This window comes from Actinoplanes derwentensis (assembly GCF_900104725.1).
Lineage (GTDB): Bacteria > Actinomycetota > Actinomycetes > Mycobacteriales > Micromonosporaceae > Actinoplanes > Actinoplanes derwentensis.
The window spans coordinates 3,376,404-3,398,602 of the sequence record NZ_LT629758.1 but is presented as its reverse complement, the minus strand read 5'-3'; the positions used below and the strand labels follow the sequence as shown (position 1 = coordinate 3,398,602).

The window sequence follows — 22,199 nt, the reverse complement described above, 5'->3', positions numbered from 1 at the left end:
GGCTGTCCTTCACGGTCCGGATTCCCGAGGAGAAAGCTGTTATCTGAGGTTCCGGAACTCGTCGGGATTGACCGGCGCCACTTGAAATGTAAAGACTATTTCGAGTAGCGGCACCCTTTCCCCCGGAGGATCCCCCAATGCGCAGAATACGCATGCTGCTAGGTATGGCCGTGGTCGCGACCACGCTCGCCGGCGCCCTGACCGTCGCCTCCCGTGGCGACACCGCGGACGCCGCGGTCGGGCCGGTCACCTGGTCCGACGAGTTCAACGGTGCGGCCGGCGCCACGGTCGACGGATCGAAGTGGAACTTCGACGTCGGCGGTGGTGGCTTCGGCAACAACGAGCTGCAGTACTACACGAACTCGACGAACAACGTTCGCCAGGACGGGCAGGGCCGCCTGGCGATCACCGCCCGCAAGGAGAACCCGGGCAACTTCCAGTGCTGGTACGGCACGTGCCAGTACACCTCGGGCCGCATCCTGACCTCCGGCAAGTTCACCCAGAAGTACGGCCGGTTCGAGGCCAGCATCAAGGTCCCGAAGGGTCAGGGCATCTGGCCGGCGTTCTGGATGCTCGGCGACAACCTGGGCAGTGTCGGCTGGCCGCAGTCCGGCGAGATCGACATCATGGAGAACGTCGGCAAGGAACCCAACAACCTGTACGGCACGGTCCACGGCCCCGGTTACAGCGGTGGTGCGGGGGTCAGCGGCAAGAAGACTCTCGGCGCGCCTCTCGGGGACGCTTTCCACTCGTACGCGGTGGAATGGTCGCCGAATCTGATCGTCTGGCAGTTGGACGGCGTCGAGTTCTTCCGGGTCACGCCGGCCCAGGCCAACGGCCAGTGGGTCTTCGACCACCCGTTCTTCATCATCCTGAACGTGGCAGTCGGCGGCAACTGGCCGGGCAGCCCGGACGCCTCCACCTCGTTCCCGCAGACCATGCTGGTCGACTGGGTCCGCGTCTCGGCCTGGAACGACAGCACCCCCGCACCGACCGGCAACGCGCTGAAGAGCAACCTCAACGGCCGCTGCATCGACATCCCCGCCGGCAACACCGCCGACGGGACCCGGCTCCAGATGTACGACTGCAACGGTCTCGCCCCGCAGAAGTGGACCTTCAACAGCGACGGCACCCTGCGCGCCATGGGCAAGTGCATGGACCCGGCCGGTGGTGCTCTCGCCAACGGCACCCCGATCCAGCTGGTCACCTGCAACGGCAACCCGGTGCAACGGTTCACCCTCTCCGGAGCCGGTGACCTGGTGAACATCTCCGCCAACCGGTGCGTGGACATCGTCGAGAACAACAGCGCCAACGGCGCCCGGCTGCAGCTCTGGGACTGCGCCGGCACGCCCAACCAGAAGTGGGCCGTGGCCTGACGCCCCGCGGGAAGCCGTGTCACACGGCTTCCCGCAACCTTTTCGCACTCGTACGAGCCCAGGCCGGCACCTCGCGCACAGCACAGTCGGACAACTAACGGAACGGCCGGGAGGCCGCTTCGCCGACTGGAGCTGAGGAGCGTACGAAAAGGTGCCTAGCAGACGTTTTGCCGCCGCTGTCACCCTCACCCTCGCGACGGCCGCGCCGATCCTCGCCGTCCCCACCGCGGCGCAGGCCGCCGTTCCCGAGGCCGCGCGCAACTACTCGACCCTGATGTATCGCAGTCTCACCGCCGACGCGACCATGGCCAAGCTGCGGGCGACGCTCGCCGAGCAGAAGAAGACCGTGACCGTACGGGACACCGAGGTCGCCGCGGCCACCCGCAACGACGCCGCCGTCCAGCGCAGGCTCAGTGCCGTGACCGTCGCCCATCAGGACGCCCGGGACCGGCTCGCCGCCGCCGAGCAGGCCCTGAACGAGGCCAAGGGTGACCTGAGCGTGGTCACCAAGCAGCGCCCCCGTAAGAAGGCCGCCCTCGACCTGGCCCAGAAGGCCGTCGTCAGCGCCACCACCAGCCGCGACATCCGCCGCAAGAAGCTGCACGACGCCGCCGCCCTGCTGACGGCCGCCCGCACCAACGCGAAGACCGCCGCCGCCGAGCTGACCACCGCGCTCACCGCGCACGGCGCCGCGACCACCGCGACCGAGCAGACCCGGCGCCGCATCGCTACCGCCGCAACCGCCGCGAGCCTCGCCGCCCAGGCCTCGACGATCAGCAAGACAGTCGTGGACCAGGTCCGGCCCACCTTCGCGATCACCGACACCACCGCCGTCTACGGCGTGACCGTGCACCGCAACGTCGCCTTCGCCTTCAAACGGATGGTCGACGACGCCGCCGCGGCCGGGGTGCAGATCTCCGGCGGCGGGTTCCGTACCAGACAACGGCAGATCGAACTGCGTACGATCAACGGCTGCCCCGACGTCTGGACCGCCCCGGCCTCCTCGTGCCGGGTGCCGACCGCGATCCCCGGCCGCTCACTGCACGAGATCGGTCTCGCCGTCGACATCAGCTCCGGCGGCAAGACCATCAGCCGCAAGACCAAGGCCTTCACGTGGCTGCGGGCCAACGCCGCGAAGTACGGCTACGTCAACCTGCCGTCCGAAGCCTGGCACTGGTCCATCACCGGAGGCTGATCTCGAGGGGGACACCGAACGGTGTCCCCCTTCTTCGCCTTCACACCTTGCCGGCCGCCTGCGGAGTGTCGGTCAGCACCACCCGGTTACGGCCGGCCGCCTTGGCCCGGTACAGCGCCGCGTCGGCGGAACCCAGAGCGGTGTCCAGCGGGATCGACGACGGATCCGCGGGGCAGACACCGACACTCACGGTCACCGTGAGCGGGCCGGCGTCGGTCTCGATCGGGGTGCTCGTGACCGCCCGGCGCAGCCGCTCGGCAGCGGTGGCCCGGTCACCGTCCACCGACCAGACCGCGGCGAACTCCTCACCGCCGTACCGGCCCAGTTCACCGTCGTCCGGCAACGCGTCGCGCAGCCGGGCCGCCACGGTGGCGATCACCTGGTCACCGGCCTGGTGGCCGTGCTGGTCGTTGATCTGCTTGAAGTGGTCGATGTCGATCATCACGGCCACGAACCCCCGGCCCGCTTCGCGGGCGTCCGCGTGCGCCTGGTGCGCCACGGTGAAGAAGTGCCGGCGGTTGCTGACACCGGTGAGGGCGTCGGTGGTGGCCATGTACCGGACCTGGGCGAACAGATCGGCGTTGTGGTACGCCATCATCGCCTCCTCGGCGATGGCCGCGGCCAGCGTGATCTCGGTCGGCCCGAACGGCTCCGGCCCGGCCAGCACGACCAGCCCCACCTGCGTCTCCTGCCGGTGCAGCGGCACCACCAGGTGCTTGCTCGCCGGGTCGAGGAACGGCAGGTGCAGGTGACCCACCACGAGCGGGCCCGGCGCGGCGAGGAGCTGGTTCAGCACCGGGGTCCGCTCCAGCGGCCCCTGCGCGCCGTGCGCCGGGCCGGTCAGGTCACCGTCGTCGGACGCCGTGATCAGATAGGTGTGCTCGGCGGGCAGCACCCGGGCGAGCGTGTCCCGGAGCTCGTCGAGGATGGCCGCTGGTTCGAGCAGCCGGCTGAACCGGATCAGCGACTCGCGCAGCGTCTCGGCCATGTCCCGCTGCTGCTCGGCGGCCCCCAGGGCGACGGCGAGCTGAGCGGCCCGGGCGGTCTCGACCGCGGCGGCCACGTACTGCGTGATCGCGGTGAGGATACCGACGTCGGCGCTGGTGAACATGCCCTTGGCGACCCGGCTGTCCAGGTAGACCACGCCCAGCAGCCGGCCGTCCATGACCAGCGGGGCGGCCATGATGCTGCGCAGCCCGTGCAGGACCACGCTCTGCGAGCCGAGCGCCGCGCCCTCCTCGGTGCCGGTGACGACGACCGGCTTCCCGGTGTGCCGCACCCGGTCCACGATCGTCGAACCGTAGTCGGTGAGCACCTCCAGGTCACTGCCGCCGGCGTCGCGTCCGCTGTGCGGCTGCAGGCTGTCGGCCTCGTCCATCAGGAACAGGTAGGCCCGTTCGGCGTTCAGGATGAGCACCGTCTCGTCCAGGACGGCACGGCTCAGCGCGTCGAGGCTCACCACACCGGAGAGGGTGCGGCTGAGCCGTTCCAGGGCACCCAGCCGACGCCGGTCGGCAGCACCGCCGTCGATCACCGACGCCTGGCTGGTCTGCCCGATGGTCAGCCCGAACTCCTGGCGGACCGCCCGGGCGTACCGGGCCTGGCCGAGCTGATCCGCGAGCCGGCCGGCGGCCTCGGCCAGTGTCGTCGCCTCCTCGGTCTTCGTGCCGGCGACGGCCATCCGGGCCCGCAGCAGGAGCAGGGACATCGTCATGCCGGGCAGGTCCTCGCCGGCGAGCTGCCGGTCGGCCTCGGCCAGTTGCCGCTGAACGTCACCGGTGGACAGCCACGCCAGATGGGCCGCGGCCACCGCGTGGTGGGCGGTCAGCTGCCGGCCGACGCCCCGGCCCGGGCCGGCGGCGGCGCGCAACTGCCGCACCGCGTGCCGGGCCGCGGCGAGTGCGGCGGGCCGCTGCTCGGGTGTCGCGGTCCGTAGCTGCTCGAGACGGCCGAAGGCCACCGTCGAATAGACGACCCGCATCGTGGCCGCGATCCGGGCCGGCCGCAGCATCAGCCCGGACAACTCGGTGGCGGCCCGGTCGAAGGTCGTGCCGTAGTCGTGCAGTTCCCGGCAGATCTCCAACGCGCCGGCCAGGCTCATCAGCCGTGATCCCGCGTCGTGGCCGGCCGGGTCGTCCTGCTCCAGCACCGCGGTGGCGTCGTCGATCGTCGGCGGGCGGCCGCCGATCCAGGACAGCCCGCGGACCCGGCCGGTCGGGTGGTCCGACCGGTCGCCGCTCCACAGGTGGTCCATGCCCTGGGCGAACGCCGCGCGCATCGGGATCACCCGGCCCTGCAGGTACCAGCGCGAGCTGAGGGCCAGCGCGAAGTTGAGGTTCTCGGTGGTGTCCAGCAGCGGACCGTGCCGCTGCAGCCAGCGCTGATATTCGTCCAGGTCGGGATGCCCGCTCTGGGTCTCGCAGAGACGCCGCAGGTATTCGACGTAGACCAGGGCGGCCGGCTGCCCGACCTGTTCGGCGATCCGTTGCGCGCGGACGAAGGCGCGTGCGACCGGCCGCCGGGTGACCGCATGCCGGATCGCGGCGTTGTGAGCGGCCTGCCGGGCGTACTCCGGGGAGAGTCCCATCCGGGCCGCGACGTACCGGGCCCGCATCTCGTACCCGGTCAGGGTGTCCCGCCGAGTGGCGAGCAGCGCCGCGTAGGAGCCGGCCGCGTACAGGGCGTACCGCTGCCGGTAGCGCGCCAGACGCTCCTCGTCGGCGGTGCCGAACCCCAGGCCGGTACGTTCCACCAGCACCGCGGCGAGCAGGTAGACGATCGCGGTGACCAGGCCGACCACCCCGCCCGGGATGGTGGAGAGCCCGAGAGCGGCCAGGCCGCGGCCGGTCTCCTCCATCGCGGCGGTGAGCTGCCAGCCACCCAGGTTCAGCTGGGCCAGGCGCCCGTGCAGCCGGGACCGGACCGTGGCGTCGGCGGTGGCGGCCAGGGCGACGGCGAACCGCTGCCTGGCCTCGTCGATCCGCCCGGTCTGCGCGTAGGCCATGCCCAGCGCCTCGGTCCAGGCCACGTCGGCTTCGGTGTCGGCGTCCGCGGACAGGTAGGGCTCGGCGGCCTCCAGGAAACCGATCGCGTCGGTCCCGGCGTGCTCCTCCAGCGCGGCGTGCGCCGCCGCGAGACAGACCCGGGTGGTACGGGCGGCGTCGAGCTCCGGGTGGCCCTGCAGCAGGTGCCGTGCCTCGGCGTAACTCGACGACGCCTCGTCCGCGGCCCGCTGGTGCAGGTCTCGCAGCAGCTCCGGGGACAGCCCGGCGAGCAGGGTACGGTGCACCTGCTCGTGGACGAAGCCGTAGCCCTCACCGTTTCGCTCCAGCAGGCCCTGCCCGACGGCGGCCTCGCAGCTGGCCCGCACCTGGTCGGGGTCGGCCGCGGCGATCCGGGCGACCTTCTCCGGGTCGAAGTGGAAGCCGGTGACCGCCGCGGTGGCCAGCAGTTCCCGTCCCTCGCTGCCGAGAGCGTCGATCCGTTCCAGCATCAGGCCGGCCAGGTCGGTGGGGATGGTGATGCGCTGGAAACCGTCGACGTCCAGGTCCAGGTGGCCGTCGCGGGGGTAGAGCAGCCCGGCCTCGATCGCGGCCCGGGACAGCATCAGCGCGGTCAGCGGCAGGCCGCCGGCCCGGGCGCCGAGCCGGTCCAGCAGCTCGGTGGCGAGCGGGTACCCGCCGGTGTAGGTGGCGAGCAGTTGCGCCAGCGCGGACCGATCCAGGGGCCGCAGTTGCAGTGTGAGCGCTTCCGAGCCGGCCCAGGCGGCGTCGTTCGGGAGCTGCCCCTCGACGGTGGGCTTCTCGGTGTCGTCGTCGGTGCCGGGGATGCCGTCCAGGGTGGCGACGATCAGCAGCGGGGTGGAGCTGCTCTGGGTGAGCTGGCGCAGCATCTGCAAGGTGGCCACGTCCAGCCACTGCGCGTTGTCCAGGGCCAGGACCAGCCCGCCGGTCTGCTCGGCGAGGTCACCCAGGAAGGCGGTGACCGCCATCATGAAGGCGGAACCACCGTCCCCGGCTCCGAAGATGTCCCGCAACGCGGGCGAGAGCCGGCCCAGGTAGGCCGCCGCGTCACCGGCCGCCGCCCGGACCAGGTCCGGTCCGGACTGCTCCAGGTGCGCGTCGAAGATCCGCGACAGGACGGCCAGCGGCGCGTCACCGGGACGGCAGTCGCCGCGCAGCACGGTCACCCCGGCGTTCTCCAGGCGGCCGGTGAACTCCCGCAGCAGCCTGGTACGCCCGGATCCGGCACCACCGCGGATGACGGCGGCCCGGCACTGGTCGGAGGTCTCGCCCCACAGCGCGGCCAGCTCGGCGATCTCGGCGTCCCGGCCGACCATCGGCGCCTCGGGCCGGTGCACCGGCGCGTCGGTGGCACCGATCTCGAACACCGCGTCCGGATCGTCGGCGAGCAGACGCAGGTCGGCGACCAGACCCGGCGCTCCGGCGTACCGGTCGTCGGGGTCCTTCGCCAGCAGCCGGGCCACCACCGCCGAGAGCGTCGGCGGCAGATCCGGGCCCAGTTTCGGCACCGCGACGGTGTGCTGGCGCAACAGCTCACCGGCATCGGACGCCTGGAACGGCGGATGGCCGGTCAGGCTCTCGTAGAGCACGATCCCGAGGGCGTACAGGTCGCTGCGGGCGTCGACGGGACGCTGCAGGGTGCCGTTCTGCTCCGGCGGGGCATAGGTCAGGGTACCGGCGACCGCCTCCCCGCTCTGCTGTCCCGACCACGTGGCGAAACCCAGGTCGACCAGACGGGCCGCGCCGTCGGGGCCGACGATGATGTTGTCCGGTTTGATGTCGCGGTGCACCACACCGGTCACGTGCAGGACGGTCAGCGCCTCGGCGATGTCGGCCGCGATGGCGGCCGCCCGTTCGGGAGCGAGCGGGCCGGAACGCAGCAGGTCACCGAGGCGGTCCCCGGCGACGAACTCCATCACCAGGTACGGCTGGCCGTCGGTCTCCCCGGTGTCGTACACCTCGGGCAGGCCCGGGTGCCGGCAGGCGGCCATCCACGTCGCCTCACGGCGCAGCCGGGCACGTCCGGAGGGATCCAGCAGGATCTTGACCGCCACGTCGGTGCCGTCGGCACGACGAGCGCGATGCACGACGCTCTGCCCGCCCCGGCCGATCGCCTGGAACGCGCTGAGTCCCGGAACGACGGGACTGGGTTCTGTCACATGCCGGACGATCGGTTGCTTCCCCCGCGACCTGAATCTTTCGGCCGGGTTCCTCGTCAGGGTGAAGTAAGGGTGAACCTGTCGAGCTCACCGCCGCCGCCAGGGTAGCCGCCCGCGCTGTCCGGCGGGGTGCGGACCGGGAACCGGGTGATGATCGCGGGTGCCCTGCCACGTGAGGGGAAGCGCACGGACGTTACGGTGCCGTTGTGGGCAGCGGGGGAGGCCGGTTTGATCCGGAGTGGATTCGGGCGCACGCCGGGCATCTCGACGTGCTGCGACTTCGGCTCGGCCGGATCGGGGAGACCGTCGCCCAGTTCGAGCAGGACCAGGCGGCGTTCGGGCGGCTGGTCGGGTGGATCCTCACCGGGCTGGGTGAGCGGCACGTCCGGCACGGGGAACTCATCGCCTACGTCGCGGAGACCCTCGGCCTCTTCGTGAGCGGCCTGCACCGGGTGGCCGACGGACGGCAGCGGCTGTCCGAGCTGATCGGGGTGCCGGAGGACGGCGCCGAACCCGAACCCGAGCCGCAGTCCCGGCCGGCCGCCGCGATCATCGCGGACGTGCTGGAGACAGTGGAGATGCGGGAATGGGTGGAACCGCAGCTGGAGACCGTTCCGGTGGCCGAGTTCGTGCTGCCGGTGCCGGACGGGTTCGCGCTGCTGCGGGCCACCGGGCTGGACTGCGCGCTCGACACGATCGATGCGTTGCGGCGGATGCTCGACGATCTGACCGGGATGCCCGAGGTGGTCGCCAAGCAGGCCGGTGACTGGGGTGCGATGGCCGCCGAACTCCAGCAGATCGGCGACGAGCTGGAACGCTGCCTGGACGAGGACTTCGGCGGCGTCGACCGGGCGGACGTGCGCGCCTACCTGGCGATGATGGCCAACAACGTGGAGGCGCTGCGCGGGCTGTCCGCGATCTCCACGGCGATGACCATGGTGACCCGGGCCGCCGGCGACCTGGTCCTGTTGACCCGCGACATCGTCCGCGGGGTGATCGGTGACCTGGTGGCCCGGGTGATCGTGTGGTCCACCGACCCGGTGGTCGTGCCCCTGCCGGTCCTCGCCGCCCGTCTCGGCAGTGTGGTGGCGACCGCATGGCGCGTCGACGCTTACCTGAAAGCCCTGGTCAACAGCGTCGCCAATCTGTCCCGGAGCATCGACGGCTGATCAGTGGTGTTGCGGGACCAGGGTCGGCATCCGGCGCAGCGAGGCGGCCAGCAGCCCACTCGCCAGCACGCAGACCGCGGCCAGCAGCACCACCGACGGCCACGCGCCGTGCGACCACGCCGCACCGGCCAGGTTGCCGGTCAGCGACGAACCCGCGTAATAGGCGAACAGGTACAGCGAGGCCGCCTGAGCCGCGGGAACCCCACCGGCGTGGGCGCGGACCGGCACCCAGCCACTGGCGACGCCGTGCACGCAGAAGAACCCGGCGGTCATCACGGCCAGCCCGGCCACCGTGATCACCAGGTTGTCGGGCAGTGTGAGCAGCAGCCCGGCCGCGGTGAGCAGGCACCCGAACGGCATCACCGCGCGCCGCCCGAACCGGTCCGCGAGTCGCCCGGAGACCGTGGAGCTGACCGCGCCCATCGGGTACACCAGGAAGATCATTCCGGCCGCGCCCGCACTGAGCAGGAACGGGGCATTGGTCAGCCGGAACCCCAGCACGTTGGAGACGGCCACGAACGCGCCCATCGACAGCGCGCCGATGCCGTACAGGCTCAGTAGAGCCGGGTCGGTGAAGGCGCGGCGGGACATCGTCGCCGCTGGGTGGGCGACGAAGTTCTTCGAGGCGGGCAGCAGGACCAGGACGAGGGCGGCGCACCCCAGGCCGACGACGGCCACCGCGGCCAGACCCCAGCGCCAGCCGTACGATTCGGCGACCGCGGCCGTGATCAAGCGCCCGCTCATCCCGCCGAGCGCGGTGCCGCCGATGTACAGCCCGGCCGCCCGCGCGTGGGTGTTCGGCGGCAGTTCCTCCCGCAGGTAGGCGGTGGCTACCGCGGGCAGCCCGGCGAGCGTGATCCCCTGCAGCAGCCGTAGCCCGAGCAGGGTGTGCCAGTTCGGTGCGATCGCGCAGGTCAGCCCGACGATCGCGGACAGCCCGAGCGACAGGTGGATCAGCGGGGTGCGCCCGAGTCGCTCGGACAACGGCCCGGTGATCAGCAACGTCACCCCGAGCCCGAGTGTCGCCACGGACAGTGACCAGGAGCTCTGTGCGGGGGTGACACCGAACGTGGCGGAGAGCTCCGGCAGCAGGGCCTGGGTGCTATACAGCAGGGCGAACGTGGCCACGCCCGCGGCGAAGAGCGCGAGGCCGGCCCGGCGATAGGTGCTCACGGGACGTCACTCTGCGCCGCCCGATTCCATGCGTCCAATGCATGAAAATCATCAGACCCATGTGCGGTACGTATGATCAGGGTGATGCAGCTCGACGACCTGAGAAGCCTGCTCGCGCTCGGTGATCACCACCACGTCACCGAGGCGGCGGCCGCGCTCGGCACCAGCCAGCCCAGCCTGTCCCGGCTGCTCGCCCGGTTGGAGGCCGAACTGGGCGTGCGCCTGTTCGAACGGGACGCCAAAGGCGTACACCCGAATCCGCTCGGTGATCTGACCTTGGCCGCGGCCCGTGACCTGGTCGGGCGCTACGACCGGCTGCGCCGTGACCTGGCCGGGCTGCTCGATCCGGAGTCCGGCACGGTGCGGCTGGCGTTCTTGGACTCGATGGCCACCTCGCTGGTGCCCCGGATCCTGCACGACGTCCGGGAACAGGCCCCGCACCTGCGGGTCGAACTGCGGCAGGAACCGGGGCACGTGATCCTGCCGGACCTGGCCACGGGTGCCGCCGAGTTGGCGCTGACCTCTCCCGAGCCCGACGGGCCGTACGGCTGGCTGGCTCTGCAGTCCCAGACCCTCGTCCTCATCGTGCCGCCCGGCCATCGTCTCGCCGGACGGCGCCGCGCCCGCCTCGCCGACGTGTCCGGCGAGGACTTCGTCACGATCCCGCCCGGTTTCGGCTTCCGGGCCCTGGTCGACACCCTGTTCACGGCGGCCGCTGTGACACCGCGGGTCGCCCTGGAGATCGGCGACCTGGCGACCATCGAGGGCCTGGTCGGTGCCGGGCTCGGCGTGGCGCTGGTGCCCGAACAGTTCGCCGGAGCCACCGGGACGATCGGGATCGCCCTGGCCACGCCGGGTGCGGAGCGGGTGGTCGGCCTGACCTGGCGCACCGACCGTCCGCTGGGGCCGGCCGCCGAGCGGTTCCGGTCGATCGTCGCCGACGCCGGTCCGTATGACTCCGATCGATAACGGTTCGCTTCTTTAAGGCTCTCTTATGGTGGCGCGCAATACGTTCCTGCCAGTCAGAGAATCCGACGAACCGATCGGGAGTGTTCGATGGTGCCAGCCACGGCAGCCGGCCCGGAGTCCGGCCGGCGTTCGCGTCCGCTCGGCGTGCTGGTCGGCCGGAAACTGGAGTACGTGCAGCTGGGGCACTCGATCGCGCTCGGGTTCAGCGGCGGCTGCCGGGTCCTGATCGAGACCATCACCCACCTGGACGGGCCGGGCGGCCGGACCGACGTGGAACCGGGCGACAACCCCGACGACATCATGGCGACCCTGCTCGGGGAGACCGTCCGGTCGGCCGGCAGCGCCGCCGACGGTGAGCTGTGCATCGACTTCGGCAGCGGCGCCCGCCTGGTCGTCGACGTCGACCCGGACGCCGAGTCGTGGGCCGTGGTCGGGCCCGGCGGATATCTGATCGTGTGTCTCGCTCGCGGCGAGCTGGCCTCCTGGGGGGAGGCCGCCCGCCGGTAGTGGAACCCCGGCCGCCCACAGGGGCGCGGGCGGCCGGGTCTTCCCTCAGATCTTCGCGCCGACCGCGCTGCCGTTCGACGGGACCAGATAGTTCGAGGTCCGGATCGAGCCGTCGGTGTTGCGGGCTCCGGTGATGGTGGACGCATCGGTGCTCAGGACCGTCCACGTGCCGCCGATGTTCCACGAGTTGCCGGACGCGGTCGACGAACCGAGTGCGACCGCGGTGGCGTTACCCAGTGCGAGGTTCGCGGTCAGCCGGGTGGTCGAACCGCCGTCCACGTCGAAACCGGTCTTCACGTTCTGGTAAGCGGTACTGCGGTTGATCGTGATCGCCCCGGTGTTGCCGTTGTCGGTGAAACCGTGCGCCGCGTTGCCCCACGCGAACGCGTTGCTCACCGCGTGCGCGGCCGCCGGGCCGGTGCCGCTGCTGCCGCCCAGTTTCAGGCCGTTGCCGTCACCGGAGAAGTTCGGGATGCTCCAGCGGTTGTAACCGTTGCCGTACGCCAGGGTGTTCTGGATCGTGATCGGCGAGGTGAACAGCCACGCGTCGAAACCGTCGTCGACGTTGTTCCACAGCCGGGCGCCGCGGACCACGTTGCCGGTGCCGGTGCCCTCCTTGATGCCGAGGCCGTCGGCGCTCTCGCCGTTCTTGCGCGGATCCCGGTTGCCGTAGCTGTCCAGGTTCAGGATCAGGTTGTTCGCCGACGCCCCCTGCAACTGGAACCCGGTCTCGTAGTTGTCGTGTGTCGACAGCCGCTCGAACGTGTTGTTGTTGCAGCCGGCGCAGTAGATGCCGTACGGCCCGTTCACGATCTCCAGACCGATCAGCCTCCAGTACGACGCCTCCATGTGGATCGCGCCGCGCTGCCCGGCCGGAATCGTCGAACCGACCGCCCCCGGCGTGTACCCGAGCGCTTCACCGTCGATGATCACCCGCTCGGTGCCGTAGGCGGTGAGCGTGTACGGCGCCGCCGCCGTCCCGCTCTTGGTGATCGGGATGTTGGCCGCGAGCCCGTAGGTGCCGCCGCGAACCGCGATCGTGTCCCCGGCGACCGCTGTGGTGATCGCTTTCTGAATCGTCGCGAACGGTGCGGAGATCGTCCCGGCGTTACCGTCGCTGCCGTTCACCGCCACATAAAGCGTGGTCGCGGCGGCTGCGGCCGGGGCTTGCATTACCGCTGATATCGCAACACCGGCGAGGGCTGCGGCCAGCAGATTTCTCATGGGGATTCACTCCTTGTAGGGACAGCGCCGACGTGGGGGAATGCGCTTTCCCGTCCGGACGGTACGACAGTCTTCGAAACAAGTCAATCCGTCACGCTTCGCGGTGGGTGCGACTGCAACATTCCTGCAAACGCGAAAGCATTGACCGTGCACGATGGCAATTTTATGGTCGGCTCCAGGTTACGCGGAGATTTCGCAGCCCATTCCCCCGGAGGATCCCCATGAAGAGAATCCGTTGGTTCACCGTGGCCGCGTCGGCCGCACTGCTCACCGCACTGATCAGCGTCCCGGCCCACGCCGAAGCCCTCTTCGGCGAAACCTTCGACGACGGCAGCACCGACGGGTGGACCCGCAACGGCGGCTCCTGGTCGGTCGTCACCGACGGCACCCCCGCCTACCGGCAGTCCAGCGTCAGCGCCCTGGCCCGCGCCCTGGCCGGCACCGCGAGCTGGACCGACTACACCGTGCGGGCCAGGGTCAAACCCATCGCCTTCGGCGCCGGCGACCGGACAGCCGGAATCGCCGCCCGAGCCCAGTCCACCAGCCAGTACTACACCTTCGTGCTCACCGGCGGCGGCGCGGCCCAGTTGCAACGGGTCTCCGGTGGCACGGCCACCGTCCTGGCCACCGGAACCGCCGGTGCCGGTACCGGCGTCTGGCGCACCCTGGCCCTGACCGTGCAGGGTGGCACCCTCACCGGCCGGGTCGACGGCGTCCAGGTCGTCACGGCCACCGACGCCACCTTCGGGTCGGGGCGGATCGGCCTGGTCACGTCGTACGCCAGCGCGGTCTTCGACGACGTCTCGGTCGACACCACCGCACCCGGACCGGGGCCCTCCGCCACCCCCACCACTCCGCCGCCGCCCGGCGGATGCGCCGTCACCGGCACCGCCTCGGGGTTCGCCGCCGGAACCACCGGAGGCGCGGGCGGCCCGACCGTGCAGGTCGACACCGCCGCCGAACTACTGTCCTCGATCGCCACGCCCGGCCCGCTGACCATCTGCGTGCTCGGCACCATCACCCTGCCGGCCGGTATGTACGACGTGACCAGCGACAAGTCGATCGTCGGTGTCGGGTCGACGGCCGGGATCACCGGCGGCGGCCTCAACATCGGCCTGCCGGTCTCAGAGGTGACGGCACCGCCCGCCGACGCGGTGCACAACGTGATCGTGCAGAACCTGTCGTTCCGCAACGCCAGCGACGACTCGATCAACGTGCAGATGTTCTCGCACCACGTGTGGATCGACCACAACGACCTGGCCCTGGGGTACGACGGGCTGATCGACATCAAACGCGGCTCGTCACTGATCACCGTCTCGTGGAACCACACCCACCAGCACACCAAGAACATGCTGCTCGGGCACGACGACGACAACGGCGCTCAGGACACCGGGCGGCTCAAGGTCAGCTACCACCACAACTGGTTCGACCGGACCCCGCAGCGCAACCCGCGGGTCCGCTTCGGCGAGCCGGTGCACGTCTACAACAACTACTACGTCTACAACACCGACACCGGAGTGGCCTGCCAGAACAACGCCGGATGTGTCGTCGAGGGCAACTACTTCGAGGACGTCGAAGAGCCGGTGACCAACACGTACGCCGGTCCGGCCGGTCGTTGTGTCGCCCGCGACAACGTCTTCACCGGGGAGTCCGGAGCGCCCGTCTGCAGCGGCACCGTGCAGGAGCCGTCCACCTACTACAGCTACACCCTGGACCCGGCGGCCTCGGTCAAATCGATCGTCACCGCCGGCGCCGGGGTCGGGAGGCTCTGATGCATTCGTTGCTGTCCCTGCTGCTGGCCTCGTCATCCCTGGTCATGGCCGCTCCCGCCACCGCCGACGGTTTCGCGACCGGAACCACCGGTGGTGTCGCTGGGCCGACCGTGGTCGTCGACACCACCGATGAGCTGCTGACCGCCATCGACACCGTCGGTTCCCTGATCATCCAGGTGTCCGGGACCATCGCGATCACCAGTAAACAGGGCATCCGCCCGAACAAGACGATCATCGGGGTCGGCAGCGCTCCGACGATCACCGGCGGCGGCTTCGACTTCTACAAGTCGTCGAACGTGATCGTGCGGAACCTGACCTTCGTCGGCGCCGAGGACGACGCGATCAACGTCGGCCAGCAGTCGCACCACATCTGGATCGACCACAACACGTTCGTCAGCCCGGTCGACGGGTCGATCGACATCGTGCGCGGCGCCGACTACGTGACCGTGTCGTGGAACCACTTCGCCGGAACCGACAAGAGCATGCTGATCGGCCACTCCGACGGCGCGTCCTCCACCGACGTCGGCCACCTGAAGGTCACCATCCACCACAACTGGTTCGACGGCTCCCGGCAGCGCCATCCCCGGGTCCGATTCGGTGAGCCGGTGCACGTCTACAACAACTACTTCGACGGCAACGCGCTCTACGGCGTCGCCTCCACCATGAACGCCGGGGTGCTCCTGGAAGGCAACAACTTCGCCGGCGTCCCCTACCCGTGCTTCTCCACCAGCGGTTACGCCGACAGCGGGCCGGGCCGCCTGGTCCAGCGCAACAACGTCTTCACCACGTCCGGGGTGTGCGAGTCCGGCGGAACGGTCACCGAACCGTCCACCTACTACTCCTACACCCTGGACCCGGCGGCCTCGGTCCCGGCACTGGTGCAGGCCGGGGCGGGCGCCGGAAAACTATGACAGCAGCCCCTGGTCACGCAGCCAGCGTTCGGTGCGGGCCATGCCGTCGGCCAGTTCCACCACGGGCTGGTAACCCAGCATCCGGCGGGCCTTCGCGATCGAGTAGGTGCCGGTGCGGGTGAGATAGCGCATCGACGTGGCGTTCACCTCGGTCACCGCCCCGGTCAGCGTGACGGCCCGGCCCACCAGCCGGGCCGCTCCGACCGCGACCGGAGTGGGCGCCACCAGCGGGCCGCGCCTGCCGAGCATCCGATAGTAGTGGCCGAAGAACTCCCGGCACGTCACCCCGTACCCGCTGGTCAGGGTGAAGATCTGCCCCCGTGCCTCCGGCAGTGTCGCGGCCCGCAGCAGCCCGTCGGCCAGGTCGTCGACGTGAACCGGGCTGAAGATCCCGGCACCGCCGGCGGGCAGCAGAAACTGCCACTTCTTGATCAGCTGTACGGGTAACACGGTCCACGGCCGGGAACCCGGCCCGTAGACGTCACCGGGCCGTACCACGGTCACCCCGATCCGGCCCTCGGCGTGCCCCTGCAACACCACCTGTTCTCCGGCGATCTTGGTGTCCACATACGGATTGCCGTCCGGCCGCACCGGATGATCCTCGGTCACCCCGTCCGGAAACCCCAGGTCGGAGAACGCCCGAACCGACGACAGATGCACGAACCGCTCCGCCCCCGCCCGCACCGCCGCATCCAGCACCCGCCGGGTCCCGGCCACATTGACCCGCCACTGCCCCGCCGGCCCCACCGCGTTCGACACCACCGCCGCCGTGTGCACCACCATCTCCGAGCCCCGAACCGCGTCCTGCCACGCACCGTCCGCGGTGATGTCCCCGGCGACCACATCCACCCCGGCCCGCAGATCCATCCCGCGCACGGTGTGCCCGCCGTCGCGCAGGAGCCTGATCACGGCCTTGGCTATGAACCCGTCAGCACCGGTGACGAAGACACGCATCGCCCGACGGTAGAGCGGATATCGCCGCTGTTCAATGCGTGCGCCTCTGCAGCAGGTCCACATACTTGTTCTGGTATTCGTCCAGTGCGGGCCCGATGTCGACAGCATGCTCCGCGAGCAGGGCGAACACCCGGTGGTAGCTGGTCACGTCCGGCCGGCCGCTCGAGATGAGCCCGGTGTTGTAGAGGTCAGCGACGGCCAGCGTGTCGTCGAACAGCAGAAAGCCGTGGTTGTCGAGGTCCATCGTCATGGCTTCGAGTCTGCGGGGTCGAGTAGGCCGAGGGTCAAGGCTCGGGCTACCGCGGCGGTTGTGCGGGCGTGGTCGCCGGTGGCCAGCAGGTCCAGCAGGGCACCTCGCAGGATCGTCAGGGTCAGGGTTCGCTGGGTCAGGGCCTGTGGGGTGGAGCGGGTCGCCGGGGATTGGCAGGCGGCCAGGACGTCGAGCCAGTCCTCGACGGTGGTGCGGGCGAAGCCGGCCCACGGGCCGGTCGGGTCGACGAGCGAGCGGGCGTACGCCTCCACCCACAGTCGTAGCAGCGGGCGGTGCTGGTCGTCGGACAGCCATTCCCAGATCCGGGTGGCCGCCTCGGTCAGGCCGGCCTGTGGGCCGAGGCGGTTCAGCAGGGTCAGTTCGTCGGTGCGGGCCCGGGCCAGCAGGGCCCGGACCAGGCCCTCCTTGCTGCCGAACAGGAACAGCAGCACCCGGGGGCTGGAACCGATCTCGGCGGCCAGCGGGCGTAGCGACAGGTCGGTCAGGCCGTGGTCGAGTGCGTACCGGTAGGCGGCCTCCAGTAGTTCGGCCTGCCGGGGGGACACGGTTGTCGGTTCGTCGGGCACACGGGTAGCGTACCTGGCACTGAAACGACTGTTTCAGTGGCTGGGGGTGCGTGATGCTGTCCGTTCGGCAGGCTGACCGGGCCGGGGACCTGGGCTGGGTCGTGATGGTCCACGGGGAGGTCTACCACCGGGAGTTCGGGTGGACGACCGCGTTCGAGACGATGGTCGCCCGGATCGTCGCCGACTTCGCCGCAGGGCACGACCCGGCGCGGGAAGCACTGTGGATCGCTGAGCGGGACGGCGAACGGGTCGGCAGCGTGGCCCTGGTCGCGGATGACATGCCCGATGTCGCTCGACTGCGCGTTCTGCTCGTCAGTCCGGCGGCCCGTGGGCTCGGGGCTGGTGCTCGACTCGTACGGCAAGCGCTGGAATTCGCCCTTGATCGGGGTTATCGGCGGGTTGTCCTGTGGACCGTCGACGGGCTGGAGTCGGCCCGCAAGATCTATCAGGCGGAGGGTTTCGTGCTCGCCGGTGCGGAGCCGCACGCTGGGTTCGGGCATCCGGTCACCGGGCAGACGTGGGTGCTCGAACTGGCGGCCCGGCGGCACTCGATGGTCCGGTGAGGACGCCGCTTCGCCGGGGAAGGCCGGGCGAAGCGGCGTCACCGGGACGATTCAGGAGGTGCGGTGCTCCAGCGCGTGCAGGCAGCACGGGATCAGTGTCGAGCGGTCGTAGGGGCGGGGTGCCGGGGCGGTGAACCCGGGCCTCGCGGCGGCACCGGCCCAGTCGCCGGGAACCCGCGGGATCTCCGGTGCCGTCGGGTCGTCCGGCTGCGATGGATCGAGTGGCGTGGGGAAGCGTGGTCGGCGTTTGTGCTCCATCCACGCTTCGACGTCCTCACCCCGCCAGACCTTGCCCTGGGAGAGGCTGGCGACGGGTGAGGGGAAGTCCGGCCGGGAGGTGAGCTGGTAGACGCGCTGACGGCTGATGTCGCCAAGCATTTGACGGATCTCCCGGTTGCCGACCAGGTACAACGACGAAGTCATGCGCGAGACTATAGGCCCGAGACTAGGTGATTCGCGACCAGATACGGACACGTGTACGCCTCTCGGGTGTGCCAACCTCGCCTCCGGCGCAGATCGGCCAGGGCTGCCGCCAGCGCCGTGTCGCCCAGTTCGTCGAGTCGGCCGGTTCGGCGGCGGGGCAGGGCGTTGACGGCCTCGGCAGTCCACTGCACGCAGATCTCGTTGCGCCCGACGGCCATGCAGCGCTGGCGTCGCTGGAACACGGTGGAGTACCACCGGCGGGGGATCTCGGTCGTCGACGTCACGATGAGATCGGTGCCGTCCGGAGACGGTTCATGACGGGAGCGGTATCACCACGATCAACAGGAGCAGCAGGAGCTGCGCCGACGGGTCAGGTAGTGAGGTGGCCGGCCAGCACGAACAGCGGGGAGAGGAGGGTCAGGCTCACATAGGTGACGGTGACGAACAGCAGGAACATCCCGCCGGTCGGCTCGGTGGCGCCCGCCGGCATCGCGGTGACCGGTTCCGGCCCGCCGCCCCGCCGCCCCGCCACTTGATCCGCCGCGTGCTCCCGCAGCCGTAGCGCGCGGGCCCGGATCAGCGCCAGCGCCAGGGCGACGGCGGTGAGCGTGACGATGCCCCGCCAGTAGCCGGTGCTCCAGGCGGTGCCGGACAGCAGGGGCGGCAGGACCAGCCTGATGTCGAGTTCGGTGGGGACGCCGCGACATCCGGCCCGCACAGCCCGCCTCGGCCGGCGGGGGGATCGAAAGCCTTGACAGGGCAATTCCCGGAGTATTACGTTTCTGAAAACCTTTTCGGTCCTTCTTGGATTACCTGCTGCAGCCATCTGAGCTGCATATATGACCGCTACCTGCCACCGGGTAGCGAAACTTGCCGAAACAAGTGCCCATGGAGGTGCTTCGTGCGAAGAAACCTGTTGAGTGGCGTACACCGGGCGGTCGTGTGGACCGCTCTGGCCGCCCTGATGACCACCGCCGTCGCCGCCTGTTCGTCCAGTGGTGACGAGGGGACGGCCGCGCCGGTCGCCGGGGCCGGTGCGGAGGGTGTCGACGACGGTTCGGAACTGACCCTGTGGACCCGGGCGCCGCTGGAACTGCAGGCGAAATCCCTTGTCGACGCGTACAACAAAGCTCATAAGAACCAGGTCAAGCTCACCATCGTCCCGAACGACGACTACGTGGCGAAGGTGGGCGCGGCGGCCGGGGGCGGTGGCCTGCCGGACCTGTTCGCGGCGGACATCGTCTACGTGCCGAACTGGACCGAGGCGGGACTCTTCCACGACCTGACCGAGTCACTGGGCCAGCTGTCGTATGCCGACAAGATCAATAAAGGACACCTGGAGGCGGGTACGTACGAGGGCAAGAAGTATGTCCTCCCGTTCGTGCTGGACCTCTCGGTGATCTTCTGGAACAAGGATCTGTACCGGGAGGCCGGCCTGGACCCGGAGAAGGGCCCGGCCACCCTCGACGAGTTCAAGGCGCAGGCCCTGGCCGTGCAGAAGCTGAAGAAGAGGGACACCTACGGCACCTACTTCGGTGGCAACTGCGGCGGCTGCAACGTGTTCACCTGGTTCCCGATGATCTGGGCCAGCGGCGAGGAGGTGACCGCCGACGGGGGTAAGAAGTCGCTGCTGGACGGCCCGGCCGCGCAGAAGGTCTACAGCACCTGGCGTGACCTGCAGACCGCCGGTGCGATCGCGCCGGGTGCCAAGGACGAGACCGGGGCCACCTGGGTCGCCGCGTTCCAGGAGGGCAAGGTCGGCGTGATGCCGTACCCGGCGACGCTCCTGCCGACCGCCGCCAAGACCGTCGACGTGGGCGTGACCGCGATCCCGGGTGTGACGGCGGGCGAGGGCTCGACCTTCGTCGGCGGCGACGGCATCGGCATCTCGAAGGACTCCACGAAGACCCAGCAGGCGTGGAACTTCCTGTCCTGGCTGACGTCGGAGGCCGCCCAGGTGGAGGTGCTCGCCGCCGGGAACAGCACGGTGGCCCGCTCGGACCTGACCGAGAACCAGTACTCGGCCAAGGACCCGCGGGTCGCCACGATCAACAAGGTGGCCGGGGCCGCGCAGAGCCGGACACCGGTGGCGGTCAACTTCCAGCAGGCGTTCAACGCGCCGGGCAGCCCGTGGGTGACCCTGTTCCGCAATCAGGTCTACGGCGACCCGGCGGGTCTGGCCAAGGACAACGAGGCGCTGAGCCAGGTACTGGGTCAATGAGATACCGGTGGCGCTTTGCAAGAAGCGCCACCGGCCGATCCGAATGCGGAGTAACAGACAGTGAAATTCAAGGGCTGGGCCTACGCGGCACCGACCGCCCTGTTCGTGCTGATCTTCTTCGTCCTGCCGATCGCCATGGTGACCCGGATGTCGGTCTCCGACTGGCGCCTGCTCACCGGCAATCGCGGTTTCAACGCGCCGGAGAACTTCCAGGACGTGTTCGACGACCGGCTGTTCGGGCCGGCGATCTGGTTCACTCTCAAATACACCGTGGTCACCACGGTCATCCTGCTCGCACTGGCGCTGATCCTGGCCCTGATCGTGCAGGAGTCGAGCCGGTGGACCGGGTTCCTGCGGACCTCGTTCCTGGTCCCGAGCGCCCTGGGCCTGGCCTCCGCCTCGCTGCTCTTCTACGCGCTCTATTCGCCGCAGAGCACCCCGCTGGAGTTTCTCGGGATCGAATCCTTCCTGGGTACGCCCAACGCGGCACTGTGGTCGACGGTCGCCTTGATCGTGTGGCGTTTCGCCGGTTTCTACATGCTTCTGCTGCTGGTCGGACTGCAGGCCATTCCGGGTGACGTCTACGAGGCGGCCCGATTGGACGGCGCGAGCCGTTTTCAAACCTTCCGGTACGTCACCGTGCCACTCCTCAGGTCGTCGCTGGCACTGTGCGCGATCCTCTGCGTCACCGGGTCGATGCTGGCGTTCGACCAGTTCTACATCCTCACCAAGGGCGGCCCGGACAACAGCACGATCACGGTCGTCCAGCTCATCTACAACATGGCGTTCTACGGCCAGAACAACCTCGGCCGTGCCGCGGCTCTGTCGCTTCTCGTGCTCGCCACCCTGCTCATCGTCAACGTGCTGCAGTTCCGCGGCCTACGCGACAAGGAGGGGTGACGCGTGTTCCGTACCCCGCAACGGGTGGTCACCGGCGGCCTGGCCCTGCTCTTCCTCTTTCCGCTGCTGTGGGCGAGTGTCGCGTCGGTCAGTCCGCAGGCGGGCACCGCGCAGACCCACGGCTGGGGTTTCGGCAACTACCAGACCCTGGTGGACTATCAGGCCGGCATCGGGCAGTACCTGCTCAACTCCACCATGGTGTCGCTGATGACGGTGCTGTTCACCCTGGTCGTCTCGCTACTCGGTGGGTACGCGTTCGCGATGTTCCGGTTCCCCGGTAAGGACGCGCTGTTCCTGGTGACGCTGGCGATCCTGATGGTGCCGTACGCGACCCTGCTCATTCCGCTCTACGTGCTCCTCAACGAACTGGGCCTGCAGAACTCACTCGTCGGGTTGTCGCTGGTGCTGACCATGTTCCAGTTGCCGTTCGCGACGTTCATGATGCGGATCTCGTTCGAGGCGGTGCCGAAGGAACTACCCGAATCGGCGCTGGTCGACGGCTGTGGCAGTTTCCGGGCGCTGCTCTACATCCTGCTCCCGGCGGTGAAACCGGGCCTGATCACGGTCGGCCTGTTCGCCTTCCTGGCCGCGTGGAACGACTTCATCACCCCACTGGTGCTGATCAGCGATTCCGACAAGGCGCCGCTGCCACTCGCGGTGGCGAACATGCGCCAGCAGGTGATGGGCATCGTCGACTTCGGCGCCACCGAAGCCGGTGTGGTGGTGCTCGCGCTGCCGTGCATCGTGCTCTTCCTGATCCTTCAACGGCATTACGTCCGCGGTTTCATGTCCGGCGCACTCAAGGGTTGATCACGTGACGATC

At 69.7% G+C, this 22,199-nt stretch carries 20 protein-coding genes; 11 read left to right on the top strand and 9 right to left on the bottom strand.

Going from position 1 to position 22,199, the window contains the following annotated elements; translation table 11 throughout:
- The first annotated feature begins 137 nt into the window (after positions 1–137).
- Positions 138–1,376: a glycoside hydrolase family 16 protein gene (locus BLU81_RS14900; protein WP_092545217.1), complete on the top strand. Its 1,239-nt coding sequence runs from the start codon at positions 138–140 to the stop codon at positions 1,374–1,376.
- Between the two features lie 151 nt (positions 1,377–1,527).
- Positions 1,528–2,571, top strand: coding sequence for a M15 family metallopeptidase (locus BLU81_RS14895; protein ID WP_231954543.1), 1,044 nt, complete (start codon positions 1,528–1,530; stop codon positions 2,569–2,571).
- Positions 2,572–2,611: 40 nt separating this feature from the next.
- Here the strand turns inward: BLU81_RS14895 and BLU81_RS14890 are convergent, their stop codons facing one another.
- Positions 2,612–7,753: a diguanylate cyclase gene (locus BLU81_RS14890; protein WP_092545216.1), complete on the bottom strand. Its 5,142-nt coding sequence runs from the start codon at positions 7,751–7,753 to the stop codon at positions 2,612–2,614.
- A 206-nt stretch (positions 7,754–7,959) separates the two neighbouring features.
- Between BLU81_RS14890 and BLU81_RS14885 the strand changes: the two genes are divergently transcribed.
- The gene (locus BLU81_RS14885) at positions 7,960–8,922 is read left to right on the top strand and encodes a hypothetical protein (RefSeq protein ID WP_157751580.1); all 963 of its coding nucleotides are present in this window, start codon (positions 7,960–7,962) and stop codon (positions 8,920–8,922) included.
- On the opposite strand, the gene BLU81_RS14880 is transcribed toward BLU81_RS14885, so the two are convergent.
- Complete coding sequence (locus BLU81_RS14880; RefSeq protein WP_092545214.1) at positions 8,923–10,095, bottom strand: MFS transporter; 1,173 nt, start codon at positions 10,093–10,095, stop codon at positions 8,923–8,925.
- Between the two features lie 84 nt (positions 10,096–10,179).
- Here BLU81_RS14880 and BLU81_RS14875 point away from each other — a divergent pair, with 84 nt between their 5' ends.
- Positions 10,180–11,064, top strand: coding sequence for a LysR family transcriptional regulator (locus BLU81_RS14875; RefSeq protein ID WP_092557096.1), 885 nt, complete (start codon positions 10,180–10,182; stop codon positions 11,062–11,064).
- 87 nt (positions 11,065–11,151) lie between these two features.
- Positions 11,152–11,571 carry a DUF6188 family protein gene (locus BLU81_RS14870; protein ID WP_092545212.1) on the top strand — a complete coding sequence of 140 codons (420 nt, stop codon included), beginning with the start codon at positions 11,152–11,154 and terminating at the stop codon, positions 11,569–11,571.
- Between the two features lie 45 nt (positions 11,572–11,616).
- Here the strand turns inward: BLU81_RS14870 and BLU81_RS14865 are convergent, their stop codons facing one another.
- Positions 11,617–12,795, bottom strand: coding sequence for a right-handed parallel beta-helix repeat-containing protein (locus tag BLU81_RS14865; protein WP_092545210.1), 1,179 nt, complete (start codon positions 12,793–12,795; stop codon positions 11,617–11,619).
- Positions 12,796–13,016: 221 nt separating this feature from the next.
- Here BLU81_RS14865 and BLU81_RS14860 point away from each other — a divergent pair, with 221 nt between their 5' ends.
- Together BLU81_RS14860 and BLU81_RS14855 are read left to right on the top strand one after the other, a co-directional pair.
- Positions 13,017–14,567, top strand: a complete 1,551-nt coding sequence (locus tag BLU81_RS14860) for a pectate lyase family protein (protein WP_092545208.1) — start codon at positions 13,017–13,019, stop codon at positions 14,565–14,567.
- Positions 14,567–15,478, top strand: coding sequence for a pectate lyase family protein (locus BLU81_RS14855; protein ID WP_092545206.1), 912 nt, complete (start codon positions 14,567–14,569; stop codon positions 15,476–15,478). Before BLU81_RS14860 ends, BLU81_RS14855 begins: the two co-directional genes overlap by 1 nt.
- Here the strand turns inward: BLU81_RS14855 and BLU81_RS14850 are convergent.
- From BLU81_RS14850 to BLU81_RS14840, 3 genes are read right to left on the bottom strand one after another with little or no spacing between them, the layout of a single operon-like run.
- Complete coding sequence (locus BLU81_RS14850; protein ID WP_092545204.1) at positions 15,473–16,432, bottom strand: NAD-dependent epimerase/dehydratase family protein; 960 nt, start codon at positions 16,430–16,432, stop codon at positions 15,473–15,475. The two genes, BLU81_RS14855 and BLU81_RS14850, sit on opposite strands and share 6 nt — an antisense overlap.
- A 31-nt stretch (positions 16,433–16,463) precedes the next feature.
- Positions 16,464–16,682, bottom strand: coding sequence for a hypothetical protein (locus BLU81_RS14845; RefSeq protein ID WP_157751579.1), 219 nt, complete (start codon positions 16,680–16,682; stop codon positions 16,464–16,466).
- Entirely contained in the window at positions 16,679–17,269 is a 591-nt protein-coding gene (locus tag BLU81_RS14840) for a TetR/AcrR family transcriptional regulator (RefSeq protein WP_092545199.1), read from the bottom strand. The genes BLU81_RS14845 and BLU81_RS14840 overlap by 4 nt, the downstream gene beginning before the upstream one ends.
- Before the next feature lie 53 nt (positions 17,270–17,322).
- Here BLU81_RS14840 and BLU81_RS14835 point away from each other — a divergent pair, with 53 nt between their 5' ends.
- Complete coding sequence (locus tag BLU81_RS14835; RefSeq protein WP_092545197.1) at positions 17,323–17,832, top strand: GNAT family N-acetyltransferase; 510 nt, start codon at positions 17,323–17,325, stop codon at positions 17,830–17,832.
- Between the two features lie 51 nt (positions 17,833–17,883).
- Here BLU81_RS14835 and BLU81_RS51790 read toward each other — a convergent pair whose 3' ends face one another.
- The 3 genes from BLU81_RS51790 to BLU81_RS14820 form a co-directional block, all read right to left on the bottom strand.
- Entirely contained in the window at positions 17,884–18,255 is a 372-nt protein-coding gene (locus BLU81_RS51790; protein ID WP_307833774.1) for a helix-turn-helix transcriptional regulator, read from the bottom strand.
- Positions 18,256–18,263: 8 nt separating this feature from the next.
- On the bottom strand, positions 18,264–18,539 hold the full coding sequence (locus BLU81_RS14825; protein ID WP_092545195.1) for a hypothetical protein: 276 nt from the start codon (positions 18,537–18,539) through the stop codon (positions 18,264–18,266).
- Between the two features lie 86 nt (positions 18,540–18,625).
- Positions 18,626–18,973, bottom strand: coding sequence for a hypothetical protein (locus BLU81_RS14820; RefSeq protein WP_092545194.1), 348 nt, complete (start codon positions 18,971–18,973; stop codon positions 18,626–18,628).
- 183 nt (positions 18,974–19,156) lie between these two features.
- Between BLU81_RS14820 and BLU81_RS14815 the strand changes: the two genes are divergently transcribed.
- The 3 genes from BLU81_RS14815 to BLU81_RS14805 are packed head-to-tail and all read left to right on the top strand — an operon-like array spanning position 19,157 to position 22,186.
- Positions 19,157–20,476: an ABC transporter substrate-binding protein gene (locus BLU81_RS14815; RefSeq protein WP_231954542.1), complete on the top strand. Its 1,320-nt coding sequence runs from the start codon at positions 19,157–19,159 to the stop codon at positions 20,474–20,476.
- Between the two features lie 60 nt (positions 20,477–20,536).
- Positions 20,537–21,376: a carbohydrate ABC transporter permease gene (locus tag BLU81_RS14810; RefSeq protein WP_092545193.1), complete on the top strand. Its 840-nt coding sequence runs from the start codon at positions 20,537–20,539 to the stop codon at positions 21,374–21,376.
- Between the two features lie 3 nt (positions 21,377–21,379).
- Positions 21,380–22,186, top strand: coding sequence for a carbohydrate ABC transporter permease (locus BLU81_RS14805; RefSeq protein WP_092545192.1), 807 nt, complete (start codon positions 21,380–21,382; stop codon positions 22,184–22,186).
- The last annotated feature ends 13 nt before the right edge of the window (positions 22,187–22,199 follow it).